Raw genomic sequence first — 18,946 nt, forward strand, 5'->3', positions numbered from 1 at the left:
ACAGCAGCGTTGTCCGTAGGAAACCTGTCTCTCTATCTTGTTTTTCATGGGGATTTTTATGAAAGCCTTCACCCGAACGCTAAAAACCGCAATGCCTGCCATGCTGTTATTCGCATCATTAAGTGGAGTCACGACAATGAGTTATGCTGATTCAGTCAATCCGAATGCTCCTGTTTCGATGATCGATAAATGGGACAAGACGTTCGCCGAGAGCCAGAAAGTCGATCATCGTAAGGTCTCGTTTCAGAATCGATATGGGATCACCTTAGTGGGCGACCTTTATCTCCCCAAAGATCGTGGCGATCGCAAGCTGGCGGCGATTGCCGTCAGCGGGCCTTTTGGCGCGGTGAAGGAGCAATCCAGCGGCCTGTATGCGCAAACGCTGGCGGAACAGGGATTTGTTACCCTGGCGTTCGACCCTTCTTATACGGGGGAAAGCGGCGGCTATCCGCGTAACGTCGCCTCGCCGGATATCAACACGGAAGATTTCAGCGCGGCGGTAGATTTCTTGGGGCTGCAAAAAGAGGTGGATCGCAACCGTATTGGGCTGCTCGGCATTTGCGGCTGGGGCGGCATGGCGTTAAACGACGCCGCGATGGATACCCGCGTCAAAGCGGTGGCCACCAGCGTGATGTACGACATGAGCCGGGCGATGGGCCATGGCGTAGGTGATGGCAAAGACCGTTATTCGACCGCCGACCGTCGTGCCGTTCTGCAGTATCTGAATGAACAACGCTGGAAGGATGCGGAAAGCGGAACGTTCGCACGAGGTGGCCATGATATTAACGTCGACAGCAATGGCAAGGTCAGCGCGGGTGAGCGCATTCTGCCAGAAACCCTGCCGGCCGATCCGCATCCGGTGCTGAAGGAGTTCTTTGATTACTACCGCATGCCGCGCGGTTTCCACGAACGCTCCGTTAACTCGACCGGGGCGTGGACGGCAACGATGCCCCTGTCGTTTATGAATATGCCGCTGCTGAGCTACGCCAGTGAAATTACTATCCCGACGCTTATCGTGACCGGTGAAAAAGCCCATTCACGCTATTTTGCCGAAGATGCTTATAAGGCGGTCGGCAGTAAAGAAAAAGAGCTGGTGATTGTCCCCGGTGCAAATCATGTGGACCTGTACGACAATGCGGCCGGTAAAATACCTTTCGCTAAGTTCGAACAATTTTTCAAAGCCAATCTGAAATAGCCCCTCTACTGACAACATTAAAAGCCGCCTATCTACGCGGGTGGCTTTTATTCTGACTTCCGTGAAATCTGACTATGTCTGCACTTAGCCAAACACCATCACCGAATAATCAGCCCGCTTACTGGAGCGGCATTTTTGCCATGACCCTGTGCGTCTTTGTGCTGATTGCATCGGAATTTATGCCCGTCAGCCTGCTTACGCCGATTGCCCGTGATTTAGACGTGACGGAGGGGCTGGCGGGACAGGGAATTGCCATCTCCGGCGCGCTGGCCGTCCTGACCAGCCTGACGCTTTCGACGTTGGCTGGAAATGTGAATCGCAAGTACTTACTGCTGGGGATGACGATTCTGATGGCCGTGTCGGGGCTCGTTATCGCACTGGCTTCCAACTATCTGATGTATATGGCAGGCCGCGCGATGATAGGTATTGCGATCGGTGGATTCTGGTCGATGTCTGCGGCAACGGCAATTCGTCTGGTGCCACAGCATCAGGTTACGCGTGCGCTGGCTATTTTCAACGCCGGCAATGCGCTGGCGACGGTAGTGGCAGCGCCGCTGGGTAGCTATCTTGGAGCGACCATCGGATGGCGAGGCGCTTTCTTGTGCCTGGTCCCCGTCGCGGCCGCGGCCTTTATCTGGCAGTGCGTGAGTCTGCCGGGTATGAACGGCAATAATAACCCTGCGTCACGCGGATCCGTATTGCGCCTGTTCAGTCGCCCTGTTGTCTCCATTGGCATGCTGGCTTGTGGCCTGTTCTTTATGGGGCAGTTTGCGTTATTTACCTATGTGCGTCCGTTTCTGGAGTTGGTGACGCGGGTTGATTTCTCTGGCTTGTCGCTAATTTTACTGGTTATCGGTGTGGCCGGTTTTATTGGCACGCTGGTTGTCCCGGCATTCCTCAATAGGAAATTCTATCTAACGCTGATGGCCATTCCTGGGCTGATGGCTGTCATTGCCATCGCCCTGATTCTTGCCGGGCATAACGTTTGGGCTGTCTCGTTGCTGTTAGGCCTCTGGGGCATGCTGGCAACCGCCGCGCCAACGGGATGGTGGACATGGATTACACGCACGCTGCCCGAGGATGCGGAAGCCGGAGGCGGCCTGATGGTTGCGGTGATTCAGCTCTCGATTGCCCTTGGTTCAACGGCAGGTGGCATGATGTTTGACAGCCTGGGATGGCGAAGTACTTTTGGCTTGAGTGGCTTATTACTTCTTGGTGCGGTAGCGATGGCGTTTCTTACGTCCCGTCAAAATAGCAATACGTACTAGCGTAATCAGTTTGTTCAAACGAGCTCTCAGCCATGGCAGTGAAAGCTAGCCGAAAATTCAAGACCGAACAGAAGTACGCGCGCGCCGGATTTTACCGGACAACAAACCAATCGATTCATTGTAATTCGAAGCGTTTAGGGATAATCAAGGATGTGGTAGGAAGAGAGGATGGTGCCGATAATAGGAGTCGAACCTACGACCTTCGCATTACGAATGCGCTGCTCTACCAACTGAGCTATATCGGCATCGAACCGGGCCTGCGGGGCAAGCCGGAAGTGCGTTGAACAAGGTAGACCTGCGCGCGAAATGAGTCAATAGCCGCCGGGGCGTTTGGTTGTTTTGCAAGCAGTGATACTGCCGTGCCCCCAAAAACACTCAGGGCGCAGCACGCTGCGCCCTGACATCTTTATGACCGCAATCCGGCCTTAGCTGCGCACCAGATCGTCGCCGTAGCCAATCCACTTGTAGGTGGTCAGCGCGTCCAGGCCCATCGGGCCGCGGGCGTGCAGTTTCTGGGTGCTCACCGCCACTTCCGCGCCCAGGCCGAACTGGCCGCCGTCGGTGAAGCGGGTGCTGGCGTTGACGTACACCGCCGAAGAGTCCACCGCGCGCACGAAGTGCTCGGCGCTGCTCAGCGAACGGGTGAGGATCGCGTCGGAGTGGTTGGTGCCGTGGGTGCGGATGTGGTCGATGGCCTGATCGATATCGTCCACCAGCAACACGTTCAGATCCAGCGACAGCCATTCGTCGTCGTAATCCTCCGCGTTCACCGGCACCACCGTCGCCGGGCAGCCCTGCAGCAGCGGCAGCGCGTTTTCCGCCGCGTGGAGCGTCACGCCCGCCGCCGCCATTTTGGCGCTCAGCGCCGGCAGGAACTCGGCGGCGATGCTGCGGTTCACCAGCAGCGTTTCCAGCGAGTTACAGGCGCTCGGGCGCTGGATCTTGGCGTTTTCAATCACCGTCAGCGCCTTGTCGAAATCGACGTCGGCATCCACGTAGGTGTGGCACACGCCGATGCCGCCGGTGATCACCGGGATGGTCGATTGCTCGCGGCACAGCTTGTGCAGGCCGGCGCCGCCGCGCGGGATCAGCATGTCGACATAGCGATCCAGGCGCAGCAGCTCGTTCACCAGCGCGCGATCCGGGCTGTCGATCGCCTGTACCGCCGCCGCCGGCAGGCCGCACTGTTCCAGCGCCTGCTGGATCACTTTCACCGTCGCCTGGTTGGTATTGTGCGTCTCTTTACCGCCGCGCAGGATCACCGCGTTGCCGGTTTTCAGGCACAGGCTGGCGACGTCGATGGTGACGTTGGGGCGCGCCTCGTAAATCACGCCAATCACGCCGAGCGGCACCCGACGGCGCTCCAGCTTCAGCCCGCTGTCCAGCAGGTTGCCGTCCAGCACGTGGCCGACCGGATCGTTCAGGCGGCACACCTGGCGCACGTCGTTGGCGATCGCCGCCAGCCGCGCCGGGGTCAGCAGCAGGCGATCGAGCAGCGCTTCGCTCATGCCGGTGGCGCGCGCCTGCGCCATGTCTTGTTCGTTCGCCAACAGGATCGCTTCGCTGTCGGCTTCCAGCCTGTCGGCCATCACCGACAGCACCTGATTCTTCTTCGCCGTGCTCAGCACCGCCAGCTGCCAGGAGGCCTGCTTGGCGGCCTTCCCCATCTGCTCCAGCATGCTCACTCCTTAACTGACAATCATATCGTCGCGGTGCACTGCCACCGGACCGTATTCATAACCGAGGATTTCGCTGATTTCCTGCGAGTGGTGCCCGGCGATCATGCGCATCGCGTCGCTGTTGTAGCGGCTGACGCCGTGCGCCAGATCGCGCCCCGCCAGGTTGCGGATGCGGATCACTTCGCCGCGCGAGAAGTCGCCCTTCACATCGCGAATGCCCTTCGGCAGCAGCGAACTGCCGCGTGCCATCATCGCTTCCACCGCGCCATCGTCGACGGTGATCTCGCCGGCCGGCGGCGCGCCGAAGATCCAGCGTTTGCGGTTTTCCAGCGGGGTTTCCAACGCGTGGAAACGGGTGCCCACCGGTTTGCCTTCGATCACGTCCGCCACCACGCCCAGTTTGCTGCCCGCGGCGATCACCACGTCGATGCCGGCGCGGCAGGCCACGTCGGCCGCCTGCAGCTTGGTGCCCATGCCGCCTGTGCCCAGGCCGGAGACGCTGTCGCCGGCGATGGCGCGCAGCGCGTCATCGATGCCGTGCACTTCACGGATCAGTTCGGCCTGCGGGTTGTTGCGCGGATCGGCGGTGTAGAGGCCCTGCTGATCGGTCAGCAGCAGCAGTTTGTCGGCCCCGGCCAGAATGGCCGCCAGCGCCGACAGGTTATCGTTGTCGCCCACCTTGATTTCGGCGGTGGCGACGGCGTCGTTCTCATTGATTACCGGCACGATGCGGTTGTCCAGCAGCGCCGTCATGGTGTCGCGCGCGTTGAGGAAGCGCTCGCGGTCTTCCAGATCGGCGCGCGTCAGCAGCATCTGCCCGACGTGGATGCCGTAAATGGAAAACAGCTGTTCCCACAGCTGGATCAGCCGGCTCTGCCCCACCGCCGCCAGCAGCTGCTTGGAAGCGATAGTTGCGGGCAGCTCGGGGTAGCCCAGGTGTTCGCGCCCGGCGGCGATGGCGCCGGAGGTGACGATGACGATGCGGTGGCCCGCGGCGTGTTGCTGCGCGCACTGGCGCACCAATTCGACGATGTGGGCGCGGTTCAGACGCAGCGATCCGCCGGTCAACACGCTGGTGCCCAATTTCACAACCAATGTCTGGCTGCCGTTCATAGTATTTCTGCCGTGTGTAATGATGAGAAGAAGAGTGCAAAGGTCTTTGTAACAGGAGAGACGCGTTATGCCAACAGGCACAACGCGAAATCAGCACAATACGTGGTCAAACGGGGTCAGGCGGAGAGTTTGATCAGTTTTTCTTTGAAATCGTCGGCGGGTTCCAGCCCCAGTTCCATGGTCGCCAGCAGCTCGCCCAGGCGGCGATGGAAGTCGCGCAGGGTGTCTTCCAGCTTGGCGTTCACTTCATCATCCTTAATGTTTTGCGCCGTCCAGTCGCCTTCTTTGTCGAACAGGCCGAATTGGTACGAATAGGTAAAGCGCGCCTCTTCCGCCTGCAGCTCCATCCACCAGCCCCAGAACTCGCGCTTCTCCGGAGCGGGCTTTACATTGACGCAGACGGCCAAACAATCAAAGAAAAAACGGTCGTTTTCACATTGCCCTTCACGCAGGTACGGCCCCAAGCTGGCAAAACGTTTCATTAGTCGGCTTTTAGGGTGACCACTCGGTAACGTCATTCTCTAACCTCCTCAATGTAGACCACTCTTTTTAACAAACTGTTAAAATTTAGCAACTAATTAACGCATTTTGTCCTTCAGCCAGCCGGACATTTGCAGCAGTGCCCGGTGGAAACTGTCGTAAACCGGGGTGCGTGGGATGGCGACCAGCTTGCCGCTCACCGAGGAGGTGACGATCAGCTGCGACTCCTCTTTCGGGCTGAGCGTATCGCGCTCCCAGTAGCCGGAGATCATCGGCGTCGGGCAACGGCGCCCCAGCAGCCCCTGCATTTTCAGCGAGTAGCTGTTCAGCTCCACCTTCAGCACGTTGTCGGAGGCGTTGGCCATGCCCATGCGGCTGGCCAGCACGTCCATATACATGTCCGGTACGTTCAGTTGGGTGCTGCTGTCGCACAGCAGGCGATGCACCACCGGCCCCAGGCAGGCTACGCCGCGCAGCCGCTGCGGCTCCAGGTAGGCCAACCGCACCGCCACGTTGGCGCCGAAGCGGAAGCCGAAGGCGCTCACCCGCTGATGATCCACCCACGGCACCGAGGCCAGCTGGATCAGCACCTGCTGGTGCAGGTAGCTGGAATCCTGCGTCAGCTTCCATTTGCAGGAGGAGCCGATCGACGGCATGTCGAGCGTCAGCATGGCGATGCCGTGCGGCGCCAGGTAGTCGCGGAACAGGCGATGATAGTCGGTCTGCAGCGTATCGAGGCTGCCGCACATCAGCACCGTCGGGAACGGCGCTTCGCCCTTCTCCGGCATGTGCAGGAAGCCGGTGACGCTGGCGCCGCCTTCGATGCGGAACTCCAGCTCTTTCAACTGATACGGCAGCAGTAGCGCCGCCTCTTCGTACGCGCGGTTGGCGAGCATCTCCGCCTGTTCGGCCAGCTCGTCGCCCTTCAGGTGCGGGTAACCGGCGATGCTGTACAGGCTCGCGGCCTTCAGCCAGTATTGGCCGCCGAGCAGCGGATCCTGCTGCTCCGTCGCCCGCTGCTGCCACTGCATGCCCTGATGGATCCACTCGTAGATCCAGTTGCCGTTGCGGTAGCCCACCACGGTATCCAGCCGCTGCGGATTGCTGCGTTCGGCGTCGGAGGCGGCGATGCGCGCCAGCACTTCGTGGATTTCGATCGGGCTGACGCCGCGCCAGGCCCACAGCAGCGGATTCAGCATGCGGTACCAGCTGCCGGTGGTGTCGCCTTCCAACGCGGAATGCATGGCGGCGCTCACTTTGTTGCGCGCGCGCAGCACCAGCGTCGAGGTTTCAGGGTGTTTGAATTTGGGCTTGAAAAGAATTTCAGAAAGGTTGGCCTGTGCCATGGTAACAACAGCCTCCGTAAATCTGGCGATAGGCCGCAAAAGGCCTACTTAACTGGAGGTAGTGTACCTAACTCTGGCGGGAGAAACCAAAATAACGCAAACGCCCGGCATCACCGGGCGTTTGCTTGGAACTGGCTGGGCTTAGCGGCCGCCGATCGGTGGAACGAAGCTGACGCCCATATCCCACGGCTGTTCGATCCAGGTGTCCTGCGGGATGTCGACCACGTAGTCGTCCACCAGCGGACGGCCCGCCGGTTTGGCGAAGATGGTGACGAAATGCGCTTTCGGGTACATATCGCGGATCGCTTTCGCGGTGCCGCCGGTATCCACCAAATCATCCACCACGATGAAGCCTTCACCGTCGCCTTCGGCGCGCTTGAGCACTTTCATTTCGCGCTGGTTGTCATGGTCGTAGCTGGAAATGCAGACGGTATCCACATGGCGGATGCCCAGTTCGCGCGCCAGCAGAGCCGCCGGCACCAGGCCGCCGCGGCTTACGGCAATGATGCCCGTCCATTTGTCGGCAGGCAGCAGGCGGTGCGCCAGCTTGCGTGCGTGCATTTGCAGCATATCCCAGGTAACAACGTATTTTTCGCTCATAGAATCGTGTCCCAGCCGGCTGGTGAAGCGGCTTACTTTATAGTTCAGGGGAAAAAAGGTTGCGCGAGATTATAGAGACTGGCCGCGTTGAATTCCAGTTGTACCGAGGAAAACCTCGCGATTTCCGCCGTGCGGCTTTTCGGTGATTGATGCTGAAAAAGCGAACGTTCCCGCAGCGAAGCCGTGTGATCAAGCGCTTAAACCGCACAATACGGTGCGCGCACCGCCGGAAATAAAGTGATATTCTCTGGTGATTGTGCCACGACGCACAGATACCCGCTCACCTTAACCGCGCGGCACGCCCGTCCTGTCGGAGCCTGCCGTCACAGGAGACTTATAGTGTCTGAATTGTCTCAGCTTTCGCCACAGCCGCTGTGGGATATTTTCGCCAAGATCTGTTCTATCCCTCACCCTTCTTATCATGAAGAAGCGCTGGCGCAGCACATCCTCACCTGGGCCAAAGAAAAGAACCTGCACGCCGAGCGCGATCGGGTCGGCAATATCCTGCTGCGCAAGCCGGCCACCAAAGGCATGGAAAATCGCAAGCCGGTCGCGCTGCAGGCGCACCTGGACATGGTGCCGCAAAAGAATAACGACACCGTGCACGACTTTGCCAAGGATCCGATCCAGCCTTATATCGCCGGCGAGTGGGTGAAAGCGCGCGGCACCACGTTGGGCGCCGACAATGGCATCGGCATGGCCTCCGCCCTGGCGGTGCTGGCCGACGACAGCGTTGAGCACGGCCCGCTGGAAGTGCTGCTGACCATGACCGAAGAAGCCGGCATGGACGGCGCCTTCGGGCTGCAGCCGAACTGGCTGCAGGCGGATATCCTGATCAATACCGACTCCGAAGAAGAAGGCGAAATCTACATGGGTTGCGCCGGCGGTATCGACTTCATCACTACCCTGCCGCTGCAGCGCGAAGCGGTGCCGCCCGGTTATCAAACCCTGAAGCTGACCCTCAAGGGCCTGAAAGGCGGCCACTCCGGCGCCGAGATCCACGTCGGTCTGGGCAACGCCAACAAGCTGCTGGCGCGCTTCCTGTTCGCCCATGCGGCGGCGCTGAACCTGCGCGTGCTGGATCTGAACGGCGGCACCCTGCGCAACGCCATCCCGCGTGAAGCCTCTGCGGTGGTTGCGGTGCCGGCGGACAAGGCCGACGCGCTGAAAGCGCTGAGCCAGGAGTTCCTGGCGGTGCTGCAGAACGAACTCTCCGCCAAAGAGAAGAACATCACCGTGCTGCTGGAGCCGACCACCAGCGCTTCGCAGGCGCTGAGCGCCGACAGCCAGCAGCGCTTCCTGGCGCTGCTGAACGGTACGCCGAACGGCGTGATCCGCATGAGCGACGCGGTAAAAGGCGTGGTGGAAACCTCGCTGAACGTCGGGGTGGTCACCACCAGCGAAAACGAAGCGGAAATCATCTGCCTGATCCGCTCCCTGATCGACAGCGGCAAAGATTACGTGGTCGAGATGCTGACCGCGCTGGGCCAGCTGGCCGGCGCCAAGGTGGCGCCGAAGGGCGGCTACCCGGGCTGGCAGCCGGACGCCGATTCGCCGGTGATGCACCTGGTGCGCGAGCTGTATCAGGAGCTGTTCGACAAGACGCCGAACATCATGGTGATCCACGCCGGTCTGGAATGCGGTCTGTTCAAAAAGCCGTATCCAAACATGGACATGGTCTCGATCGGGCCAACCATCACCGGCCCGCACTCGCCGGATGAGCAGGTGCATATCGAAAGCGTCGGTCTGTACTGGAAGCTGCTGACCTCGCTGCTGAAAGCGATCCCTGAGCGCGCATAAGCCGCGCGCTTAACTCAAAAAGCCGGCGACTTGCCGGCTTTTTTATTCCCAAGGCAGCGCCAGCTGCCGCTCCAGCTGCGGATCGAGCAGCGTCACGTGCAGCCCCACCAGCCGCACGCCGCGCCCTTCACGCCGCTCGCGCCACGCCTGCCGCGCCACCTCCAGCAAATCCTGCCGGTTCAGCACCGGGAACACGTGCTCCTGGGTGGTTTGCTGAAAATCCTGAAACTTCAGCTTCACGCCCTGCCGGGCGATGTGCAGATCCGGCTTCACCTTGCGCAGCCGCATCTCCAGCTCGGGATAGAGTTTGTCGATAATCAGCGTTTCGCAATCTTCCCAGTCGTGAATGTCTTCCGCCAGGGTGCGCTCAACCCCCACCGATTTGCGCAGCCGCTCAGGAGAGATTTCGCGCCGATCGATGCCCTGACACCGCTCCCACAGCACCCGGCCGAACTTGCCGAAGCGCTTGAGCAGCTGCGCCAAATCGTATTGCTGCACGTCGGCGCAGGTGATAAGCCCCACCTCTTCCAGGCGCTTGGCGGTCACCTTGCCGACGCCGGGGATCTTGCTGAGCGGCAGCTGCTGCAAAAACGCCGGCACCTGCGCCGGCGTGATCACGTACTGCCCGTTCGGCTTGTTCATCTCGGAGGCGATTTTGGCGAGAAACTTGATAGGCGCGACGCCGGCCGACGCGGTGAGGTTCAGCTCGTCGGCGATCGCCTGGCGGATCTCCTGGGCGATCAGCGTCGCTGAACCGTTGCATTGCGGGCTGTCGGTCACGTCGAGGTAGGCCTCGTCGAGCGACAGCGGCTCGATCAGCGGGGTATAGCGGGCGAAGATTTCACGGATATGCAGCGAGGCCTCTTTGTAAGCCGCTATGCGCCCCGGCAGCAGGGTGAGGTGCGGGCACAGCTTGAGCGCCATCGCCGTGGACATGGCGCTGTGCACGCCGTAGCGCCGCGCCGGGTAGTTGGCGGTGCTGATCACCCCGCGCCGATCGGCGCTGCCGCCAATCGCCAGCGGGATATCGCGCAGGCTGGGATCGTCGCGCATTTCCACCGCCGCGAAGAAACAGTCCATATCGACATGAATGATTTTACGCATCGCACCCTCCAGTAACACTGTATAAGTATACAGTCAGATACCGAAAGCTCAAGGCCGCAGGGTTCGACGAAAGCGCCGTTTCCGCCAGATATTTCCGCGTTGTTAAAAAAGCTTAATTTTTCAATAGTATGATTTCCGCCATCCCGTGCGGCTCACCACAACGACAACGAAAAGGTACCCTACATGATCAGATTTTCTCATTTGCTGCTGGCTTCCGCGCTGTCGCTGAGCGCGCTGGCGGCCAGCGCCGCCGCCGGTCACGCGCCGGCGATCGTCGCCCACCGCGGCGGCACCGCCGATGCGCCGGAAAACACCCGCATCGCCATCGAAACCGCGTTGAAAAACGGCGCCGACGCCATCTGGATCACCCTGCAAGAATCCAAAGACGGCGTCATCGTGCTGTATCGCCCTTCGGATCTGAAAACGTTGACCAACCGACAGGGCCCGGTCTCTGCCTATACCGCCGCGCAGCTGGCCGAGATCGACGCCGGCTGGGCTTTCGCCAAGGGGGATGCGCACCCGTTCCGCGGCCAGGGCATCGGCATTCCGCGGCTGGATGAGGTGTTGAAGGCCTTCCCGCGCGTGACTTTCTATCTGGACATCAAATCCCCGGACGCCGATCCGGCGCAGTTTGGCCAGGCACTGCTGGCGACGCTGGAAAGCACCGACAGCCTGAACCGCATCCGCGTCTACTCCACCGACGCCAAATACCTGCAGGCGCTGCCGCCGGCCATCCCGCGCTTCGAAAGCCGCGACGAGACCCGCACGCTGCTGGCCAACGTCACCATGGCGCACCAGTGCGACGTCAAACCGGACAACCGCCAGCCGCGCTGGTACGGGCTGGAGCTGAAGCGCGAGGTGGAAGTGGTGGAGAAATATACCCTCGGCGAAGGGCGTTCGAAGGCGTTTCTGACCTGGGATAAAGAGTCGATGGACTGTTTCCGCTCGCAGGGCCCGGCGCACATCATCCTGTTCGGCGTCAACTCGCCGCAGGATTATCAGCAGGCGCTGGCGTTGGGCGCCGACGGCGTGATGGTCAACTCACCGGCCGAGGCAAAAAGCTTCCGCAAGGCGAAGTAAAAAACCCGGCCAAGGCCGGGTTTTCGCTACAGCTACAGAATGCGGTGTTTGTCCAACTGCTCGCGCCGCTGTGCCGCTTTGGCTTCGCGCTTTTTGCGCGCATCGCAAGGCTCCGGGCAGTCGCAGACTTTCTCCATCCCCAATGCGGTGATGCCGCCGCAGCTGCCCTGCAGGCTTTTGCGTTTGAACACGTAACCCAACGACATCCCGCCGACGATCAGCAGGAACAACACGAAGGTGGCGGCGAATACCGTCAACATAGCAACCTCACGAACGCTTTTTCATATAGGGTTTGAACGCGTCGGAATAGCGCTCCTCAAACCCGTCGGCGGTTTTCACGATCATGAACACCGGAATGCCGAGCAGATTGGCCAACGCCATGCCGCGCTCCGGCCCCATCACGTTCAGGCCGGTGGACAGGCCGTCGGCGGTCATGCAGGCCGGGCTCAGCACGGTGATCGACACCAAACGGTGGTTGATCGGCCGGCCGGTGATCGGATCGATGGTATGCGAATAGCGCACCCCGTCCTGCTCGAAGTAGTTGCGATAGTCACCCGAGGTGGCGATCGACATCTCCCCCGGCTGGATCACCAGCTGCGCCTGCTGCTGCGTACCGGCGGTCGGGCGCTCGATGGCGATGCGCCACGGCTTTTGCTCGCCGTTGCGCCCGCGGGTGCGAACTTCACCGCCGATATCCACCATGTAGTCTTTCACGTGTTGCGATTGCAGATACTCCGCCACCACGTCCACGCCGTACCCTTTGGCGATCGACGACAGGTCGACATACAGCTCGGGGATGCTTTTCACCAGCGCGCTGCCCTGCACCGACAGTTTTTCGGCGCCGGTCCAGGCGCGGCGATGCGCCAGCTCCGCCTCGCTCGGCACTTTATCCGGCCGCCCTTCCGGGCCGAAGCCCCACAGGTTGACCAGCGGCCCGACGGTCACGTCCAGCGCGCCATCGGTCACGCGGTTGATGCGCAGCGCTTCGCGCACCACCTTGGCGGTCGCCGGCGAAACCGGGAACGGCCGGTCAATATCGCGGCTGGCGTTGAAGCGGCTCAGCTCGGAGTCCGGCCGGTAGGTGGACATCTGGTCGTTCACCTGTTCCAGCCGTTTGTCGATCTCCGCCTGCATCTCGCGCGCCGACGGCGTATCGTCGCCGGCCACGTAACGGATCGAATACGAGGTGCCCATGGTTTTACCCGTCAGGTCCACCTGTTCCGGCCCGCAGCCGGTCAGCAGCAGGGTGGCGCTCAGCGCCACGCCCGTCAGCCAGTTCTTCATCGCCAGTGCGCGCATTTAGCCACCAAAGTCATCCAGCATGATGTTCTCGTCTTCGACGCCCAGATCTTTGAGCATCTTGATCACCGCGGCGTTCATCATCGGCGGCCCGCACATGTAAAACTCGCAGTCCTCCGGCGCCGGGTGGTTCCTCAGATAGTTCTCCAGCAGAACATTATGGATAAAGCCGGTGTAGCCGGTCCAGTTATCTTCCGGCTGCGGATCCGACAGCGCCACGTGCCAGGTGAAGTTTTCGTTCTCCGCCTGCAGCTGGTTGAAGTCGTCTTCATAGAACATCTCGCGCAGCGAACGCGCGCCGTACCAGAAGGTGATCTTGCGCTTCGAGTTCAGGCGTTTGAGCTGATCGAAGATGTGCGAACGCATCGGCGCCATGCCCGCGCCGCCGCCGATGAAGATCATTTCGGCGTCGGTCTCCTTGGCGAAGAATTCGCCGAACGGCCCGGAGATGGTCACCTTGTCACCCGCCTTCAGCGACCAGATATAGGAAGACATGATGCCCGGCGGCACGTCCGGGTTGTTCGGCGGCGGCGTGGCGATACGCACGTTGAGCATGATGATGCCCTTCTCTTCCGGGTAGTTGGCCATCGAGTAGGCACGCACCGTGGTGTCGTTCACCGTCGAGCGGTAGCGGAACAGATTGAACTTGTCCCAGTCGCCGCGATACTCCTGCGGCACGTCGAAGTCGGCGTAGCTGATATCGTGCGCCGGCGCTTCGATCTGGATGAAGCCGCCCGCGCGGAACGGCACGTCTTCGCCATCCGGGATCTTCAGCTTCAGCTCTTTGATAAAGGTGGCTTTGTTATCGTTGGAGATAACCTCGCACTCCCATTTCTTCACGCCGAAGATCTCTTCCGGCAGCTCGATCTTCAGGTTCTGCTTCACGTTCACCTGGCACGCCAGGCGGCAACCCTCTTTCGCTTCGCGCTTGTTGATGTGCGAGAGCTCGGTCGGCAGGATATCGCCGCCGCCCTCTTTGATCACCACCCGGCACTGGCCGCAGGAACCACCGCCGCCGCAGGCCGAGGAGACGAAGATCCCCTGGCTGGAGAGCACGTTGAGCAGCTTGTCGCCCGCCGGCGCATGGAAGCTCTTATCCAGATCGCCGTTGATCTCCACCGCGATGTCGCCGGTGTTCACCAGCTTCGATTTGGCGAACAGGATCAGCAACACCAGCACCATCACGATGGTGGTGAACATTGCTACGCCTAAAATAATTTCCATAAATTCTTCCCGCCTTTACAACTGAACACCGGAGAAGGACATGAAGCCCAGCGCCATCAGTCCGGTGGTGATAAAGGTAATGCCCAGGCCGCGCAGCCCCGCCGGCACGTTGGCATACTTGAGTTTCTCGCGGATCCCCGCCATGGCGACGATCGCCAGCATCCAGCCGGTGCCGGAGCCGAAGCCGTACACCACCGATTCGGCGAAGTTATAGTCGCGCTGCACCATGAAGGACACGCCGCCGAAGATGGCGCAGTTCACGGTGATGAGCGGCAGGAAGATGCCGAGCGCGTTATACAGCGACGGGAAGAAGCGATCGAGGATCATCTCCAAAATCTGCACCAGCGCCGCGATCACGCCGATAAAGGTGATGAAGTTGAGGAAGCTCAGATCGACGCCTTCCACCAGCGCGCCGTCGCGCAGGATCAGGTTGTAGACCAGGTTGTTCACCGGCACCGAAATGCCGAGCACGATGGTCACCGCGATGCCCAGGCCAAAGGCGGTCGAGACCTTCTTCGAGACCGCCAGGAAGGTACACATCCCGAGGAAGAACGCCAGCGCCATGTTCTCGACGAACACCGCGCGCACAAACAGGCTGATATAGTGTTCCATCGGCCTTTACTCCTTTTCGATCTGCGCCGGCTTCAGGGTGCGCAGCACCCAGATCAGCAGGCCGATGATGAAGAACGCGCTCGGCGCCAGCAGGAACAGGCCGTTCGGCTGGAACCAGCCGCCGTTCTGCACCGTTTCCAGCACCGGGACGCCGAACAGCTTGCCGGAGCCAATCAGCTCGCGCAGGAAACCGACCAGCACCAGGATCACCCCGTAGCCCAGCCCGTTGCCGATGCCGTCCATAAAGCTCTCGATCGGCGGCGACTTCATGGCGTAAGCCTCGGCGCGCCCCATCACGATACAGTTGGTGATAATGAGTCCAACGAACACCGACAGCTGCTTGGAGATCTCGAACGCGTAGGCGCGCAGCAGCTGATCGACCACGATCACCAGCGAGGCGATGATCGCCATCTGCACGATGATGCGCACGCTGTTGGGAATATGGTGACGGATCAGCGAGATGAAGAAGCTGGAGAACGCCGTGACCAGCGTCACCGCAATGGTCATCACTACCGCCGTCTCCAGCTTGGTGGTCACCGCCAACGCAGAACAGACGCCCAGCACCTGCAGGGCGATCGGGTTATTGTCGAACAGCGGCCCCAGCAGGACCCGCTTTATCTCTTTGGAATCAGCCATTTTTCAGCGCTCCTTCACGAACTTTTTTCAGGAACGGGCCGAAGCCGTGCTCGCCCAACCAGAAATCAAACGTATGCTGCACGCCGTTGGAGGTCAGCGTGGCGCCGGACAGGCCGTCCACCCCATGCACATCCCCCTGACGCGCGCCGCCTTTCACCACGCGGATCGCCGGCTGGCCGTTGTCGTCGAACAGCTGTTTGCCGACCCACTGCTGGCGCCAGGACGGGTTCTCGACCTCGCCGCCCAGCCCCGGGGTTTCCCCCTGGTCGTAGTAGGTGATGCCCTTGACCGTGTTGCCGTCGTTATCCAACGCCACGAAGGCGTACATCATCGACCACAGACCGGTGCCGTATACCGGCAGCACAATCTTGTTCACCTGGCCGCTTTCGTCGCGCACCAGGTAGATTTCCGCCTGGTTGCTGCGGCGCTTGATGCCGGCCGGATCGTCGCCCGCCGCCAGCGCCACGCTTTTGGCGTCGTCGCGCAGCGCGGCGCCCAGATCGAACGCCGCCGCCTTGCCGGCGACAAACTCGCCGCTGTTGAGATCCACCAGGCGCGGTTCGATGCGCTCGCTGTACAGGCGCTTGACCTGCTCGCTCTCCATTTTCGGCTGCAACAGGCCGGCTACGTCGAGAATATTGCGCTGCTTGTCGAGCAGCTTTTGCTCCTGCTGTTTGGACTTCAGGCCGACGGCGGAGCCCGCCACCACCACTGAACACACCAGACACAGCAGCAGCACTACCAGCAGCGTTTTACCGATGCCGTCGTTTTTCGCTTCATTCGCCACGGGCTTTTCTCCGCTTGATGTTGGCCTGCACCACCAGATAATCGAACAGCGGTGCGAACAGGTTGGCGAACAGGATCGCCAGCATCATGCCTTCCGGATAGGCGGGGTTGACCACCCGGATCAGCACGCACATCACGCCGATCAGAATGCCGTACCACCATTTCCCCTTGTTGGTGAAGGAGGCGGAAACCGGGTCGGTCGCCATAAAGATCATGCCGAAGGCGAAACCGCCCAGCACCAGATGCCAGTACCACGGCATGGCGAACATCGGGTTGGTATCGGAACCGATGGCGTTGAACAACAGGGCGGAAGCCACCATGCCGAGCATCACGCCGGCGACGATGCGCCAGGAAGCCACGCGGCCGAACAGGATAATCGCCCCGCCGATCAGGATCATCAGCGTGGAGACTTCACCGATGGAGCCAGGGATGTTGCCGAGGAAGGCATCCATCCAGCTGATGGACTGGCCGGTAGCCACGTTGCTCAGGCTGTGCGCCCCGCCTGCGCTCCACTGCGCCAGCGGCGTCGCGCCGGAGAAACCGTCCGCGGAAGTCCACACCAGATCGCCGGAGATCTGCGCCGGATAGGCGAAGAACAGGAAGGCGCGGCCGGCCAACGCCGGGTTGAGGAAGTTGCGCCCGGTGCCGCCGAAGATCTCTTTGGCCACCACCACGCCGAAGGTGATGCCCAGCGCGGCCTGCCACAGCGGCAGGGTCGGCGGCACGATCAGCGCGAACAGGATAGAGGTGACGAAGAAGCCTTCGTTGACCTCATGCTTGCGGATAATGGCGAACAGCACTTCCCAGAAACCGCCGACGACAAACACCACGGCGTAGATCGGCAGGAAGTAACAGGCGCCCAGCACCATCTTGCTGACCCAGCCGGCGTCGGCCGCCAGCGAGGCGCCGAGCCACTGCGCCAGGCGATAATGCCAGTCGCCCGCCAGCACCTGTTGCAGCTCGTCGCCGCTGTACAGATGGTGCAGCGCCGGGATCGCCTGTTGGCCGACGTTGTACATGCCCCAGAACATCGCCGGGAACACCGCCAGCCACACCAGGATCATCATGCGTTTCAAATCGATGGCGTCGCGCACGTGCGAAGCGCCGCGCGTCACCGTGCCGGGGGTGTAAAACACCGTGGTAGTCGCTTCATACAGCGGGTACCACTTTTCCAGTTTGCCGCCCGGCGTGAAGTGATGCTCTATCTTCTCAAAATAATTCTTCAGGCCCATCGGTTATCCTTCCTGCTCAATCTTGGTCAGCACCTCGCGCAGCACCGGCGCGTACTCATACTTGCCGGGGCAAACGAAGGTGCACAGCGCCAGATCTTCCTCGTCCAGCTCCAGACAGCCCAGCGCCTGCGCGCTGTCGCTGTCGCCCGCCAGCAGATCGCGCAGCAGCAGCGTCGGCAAAATATCCAGCGGCATCACCCGCTCGTAGTTGCCGATCGGCACCATGGCGCGTTCGCCGCCGTTAGTGGTGGTCGAGAAGGCGAACAGTTTGTTCTTCAGGAAGTGGCCCAGCGTGGTGCGGGTAATGGAGAACTTGTTCGGCGAAGGCACGATCCAACCGAACAGCTCTTTGTCGCGCCCTTCTTCCAGCACCGACACCTGCGAGTGGAAGCGGCCGAGCCAGGCGTTCGGCCCGGTGGCGTGCATGCCGTTCAGCACCGAACCTGAGATCACCCGATTCTCGCCGTTTTTCAGGCGGCCGGCGGTCAGCTCATCGAGGCTGGCCCCCAGGCGGGTGCGCAGCAGCGCCGGCTGCGCCACCTGCGGCCCGGCCAGCGCCACGACCCGGCGGGTATCGAGCTGACCGGTGGTAAACAGCGTGCCGATGGCGATGACGTCCTGATAGCCAATGTGCCAAACGGTTTTCTTCAGGCTGACCGGTTCGAGGAAGTGAATGTGGGTGCCCACCAGCCCGGCGGGATGCGGGCCGGTGAATTCGCTGTAGGCGATCTGCGGGCCGCTCTGCTGGCCAACGGAGGCGCCGGCGGCGTGGCATACGTGCACCTTGCCCGCCGTCAGGCGCGCCAACACCACCAGCCCGGCGTTGAACGCCGCCTGCTGCTCGGCGATGATCACCTGCGGATCGGCGGCCAACGGCCGGGTATCCATCGCGGTGACGAAAATGGCGCGCGGTTCGCTGCCGGGGCTCGGCGTTTTGCTGAACGGACGGGTGCGCAGCGCGGTCCACAGGCCGCTGGCGATCAGTTCGCTCTCGACCTGTTCGCGTGGCAACTGGGCCAGTTCACCCAGCGGGTAATGCGCAAACTCGAGCTGGTCATCGCCGCCGTTTTCCAGCGCAATCACCACCGATTGCAATACGCGCCGCTCGCCGCGGTTAATCGCGGCGATGCGGCCGCTGGCGGGAGCCGTGAAGAAAACCCCGGGGTTTTTCTTATCTTCGAACAACGCCTGGCCTTTCTTAACGGTATCGCCTTCCTGCACCAGCATGGAGGGACGCATTCCGACATACTCTTCCCCAAGCAGGGCAACATGCTGAATGTTCGGGCCGTCTTGGATCGCCTGAACCGGGGCTCCGGCTATCGGCAGATCTAACCCTTTTCTGATCTTAATCATAGGATTTATACGATGTAGTTTGGTTTACACGTCTGCCCGGCCCCAGAGGCGGGTGCTGACGATGCCAGGATTGCCGGGCAGTGCGCATGACGGCACGCCCAACATGAACTTTCTCGCAGTGAAAAACTGGGGTAACGCG

At 61.2% G+C, this 18,946-nt stretch carries 18 protein-coding genes and 1 tRNA gene; 4 read left to right on the plus strand and 15 right to left on the minus strand.

The window, feature by feature from the left end; all coding sequences use genetic code 11:
* Positions 1–58 precede the first annotated feature (58 nt).
* Positions 59–1,195, plus strand: coding sequence for an alpha/beta hydrolase (locus ACJ8IM_RS18175; protein ID WP_033647518.1), 1,137 nt, complete (start codon positions 59–61; stop codon positions 1,193–1,195).
* Between the two features lie 140 nt (positions 1,196–1,335).
* Positions 1,336–2,463 carry an MFS transporter gene (locus tag ACJ8IM_RS18180; RefSeq protein WP_033653329.1) on the plus strand — a complete coding sequence of 376 codons (1,128 nt, stop codon included), beginning with the start codon at positions 1,336–1,338 and terminating at the stop codon, positions 2,461–2,463.
* A 169-nt stretch (positions 2,464–2,632) separates the two neighbouring features.
* Here ACJ8IM_RS18180 and ACJ8IM_RS18185 read toward each other — a convergent pair.
* From ACJ8IM_RS18185 to gpt, 6 genes are all read right to left on the minus strand, one after another.
* Positions 2,633–2,708 (minus strand) — tRNA-Thr (locus tag ACJ8IM_RS18185).
* A gap of 180 nt (positions 2,709–2,888) precedes the next feature.
* Complete coding sequence (gene proA / locus ACJ8IM_RS18190) at positions 2,889–4,142, minus strand: glutamate-5-semialdehyde dehydrogenase (protein ID WP_033653330.1); 1,254 nt, start codon at positions 4,140–4,142, stop codon at positions 2,889–2,891.
* A gap of 9 nt (positions 4,143–4,151) precedes the next feature.
* On the minus strand, positions 4,152–5,255 hold the full coding sequence (proB, locus tag ACJ8IM_RS18195) for a glutamate 5-kinase (RefSeq protein WP_033653331.1): 1,104 nt from the start codon (positions 5,253–5,255) through the stop codon (positions 4,152–4,154).
* 116 nt (positions 5,256–5,371) lie between these two features.
* Positions 5,372–5,773, minus strand: a complete 402-nt coding sequence (gene crl / locus ACJ8IM_RS18200; protein WP_004930258.1) for a sigma factor-binding protein Crl — start codon at positions 5,771–5,773, stop codon at positions 5,372–5,374.
* A gap of 60 nt (positions 5,774–5,833) precedes the next feature.
* Positions 5,834–7,081 (minus strand): esterase FrsA, encoded by a 1,248-nt coding sequence (gene frsA / locus ACJ8IM_RS18205; protein ID WP_033653332.1) that lies wholly within the window; start codon positions 7,079–7,081, stop codon positions 5,834–5,836.
* Between the two features lie 141 nt (positions 7,082–7,222).
* The gene (gene gpt / locus ACJ8IM_RS18210; RefSeq protein WP_033637215.1) at positions 7,223–7,681 is read right to left on the minus strand and encodes a xanthine phosphoribosyltransferase; all 459 of its coding nucleotides are present in this window, start codon (positions 7,679–7,681) and stop codon (positions 7,223–7,225) included.
* A gap of 339 nt (positions 7,682–8,020) precedes the next feature.
* Here gpt and pepD point away from each other — a divergent pair, with 339 nt between their 5' ends.
* Positions 8,021–9,481 carry a beta-Ala-His dipeptidase gene (pepD, locus tag ACJ8IM_RS18215; protein WP_033653333.1) on the plus strand — a complete coding sequence of 487 codons (1,461 nt, stop codon included), beginning with the start codon at positions 8,021–8,023 and terminating at the stop codon, positions 9,479–9,481.
* 42 nt (positions 9,482–9,523) lie between these two features.
* Here pepD and dinB read toward each other — a convergent pair whose 3' ends face one another.
* Positions 9,524–10,585, minus strand: coding sequence for a DNA polymerase IV (dinB, locus tag ACJ8IM_RS18220; protein ID WP_033653334.1), 1,062 nt, complete (start codon positions 10,583–10,585; stop codon positions 9,524–9,526).
* A gap of 183 nt (positions 10,586–10,768) precedes the next feature.
* Here dinB and ACJ8IM_RS18225 point away from each other — a divergent pair, with 183 nt between their 5' ends.
* On the plus strand, positions 10,769–11,665 hold the full coding sequence (locus ACJ8IM_RS18225) for a glycerophosphodiester phosphodiesterase family protein (RefSeq protein WP_033653335.1): 897 nt from the start codon (positions 10,769–10,771) through the stop codon (positions 11,663–11,665).
* Between the two features lie 32 nt (positions 11,666–11,697).
* On the opposite strand, the gene nqrM is transcribed toward ACJ8IM_RS18225, so the two are convergent.
* The 8 genes from nqrM to ACJ8IM_RS18265 are packed head-to-tail and all read right to left on the minus strand — an operon-like array spanning position 11,698 to position 18,807.
* The gene (nqrM, locus tag ACJ8IM_RS18230) at positions 11,698–11,925 is read right to left on the minus strand and encodes a (Na+)-NQR maturation NqrM (protein WP_004930244.1); all 228 of its coding nucleotides are present in this window, start codon (positions 11,923–11,925) and stop codon (positions 11,698–11,700) included.
* A gap of 7 nt (positions 11,926–11,932) precedes the next feature.
* Positions 11,933–12,964, minus strand: a complete 1,032-nt coding sequence (locus ACJ8IM_RS18235) for an FAD:protein FMN transferase (protein WP_033653336.1) — start codon at positions 12,962–12,964, stop codon at positions 11,933–11,935.
* Positions 12,965–14,188 (minus strand): NADH:ubiquinone reductase (Na(+)-transporting) subunit F, encoded by a 1,224-nt coding sequence (nqrF, locus tag ACJ8IM_RS18240; protein WP_033653337.1) that lies wholly within the window; start codon positions 14,186–14,188, stop codon positions 12,965–12,967. It lies immediately after the preceding gene.
* 15 nt (positions 14,189–14,203) lie between these two features.
* Positions 14,204–14,800: an NADH:ubiquinone reductase (Na(+)-transporting) subunit E gene (nqrE, locus tag ACJ8IM_RS18245; RefSeq protein ID WP_004930235.1), complete on the minus strand. Its 597-nt coding sequence runs from the start codon at positions 14,798–14,800 to the stop codon at positions 14,204–14,206.
* A 6-nt stretch (positions 14,801–14,806) separates the two neighbouring features.
* The gene (locus ACJ8IM_RS18250) at positions 14,807–15,436 is read right to left on the minus strand and encodes an NADH:ubiquinone reductase (Na(+)-transporting) subunit D (RefSeq protein WP_033653338.1); all 630 of its coding nucleotides are present in this window, start codon (positions 15,434–15,436) and stop codon (positions 14,807–14,809) included.
* Positions 15,429–16,223, minus strand: a complete 795-nt coding sequence (locus tag ACJ8IM_RS18255; protein ID WP_015376731.1) for a Na(+)-translocating NADH-quinone reductase subunit C — start codon at positions 16,221–16,223, stop codon at positions 15,429–15,431. The genes ACJ8IM_RS18250 and ACJ8IM_RS18255 overlap by 8 nt, the downstream gene beginning before the upstream one ends.
* Positions 16,213–17,454 carry an NADH:ubiquinone reductase (Na(+)-transporting) subunit B gene (locus ACJ8IM_RS18260; RefSeq protein WP_033649926.1) on the minus strand — a complete coding sequence of 414 codons (1,242 nt, stop codon included), beginning with the start codon at positions 17,452–17,454 and terminating at the stop codon, positions 16,213–16,215. Before ACJ8IM_RS18260 ends, ACJ8IM_RS18255 begins: the two co-directional genes overlap by 11 nt.
* A gap of 3 nt (positions 17,455–17,457) precedes the next feature.
* Positions 17,458–18,807 (minus strand): Na(+)-translocating NADH-quinone reductase subunit A, encoded by a 1,350-nt coding sequence (locus ACJ8IM_RS18265; RefSeq protein ID WP_033653339.1) that lies wholly within the window; start codon positions 18,805–18,807, stop codon positions 17,458–17,460.
* Between the last annotated feature and the right edge of the window lie 139 nt (positions 18,808–18,946).

The organism is Serratia sp. CY33525, from assembly GCF_052169115.1.
GTDB classification, from domain to species: Bacteria; Pseudomonadota; Gammaproteobacteria; order Enterobacterales; family Enterobacteriaceae; genus Serratia; species Serratia sarumanii.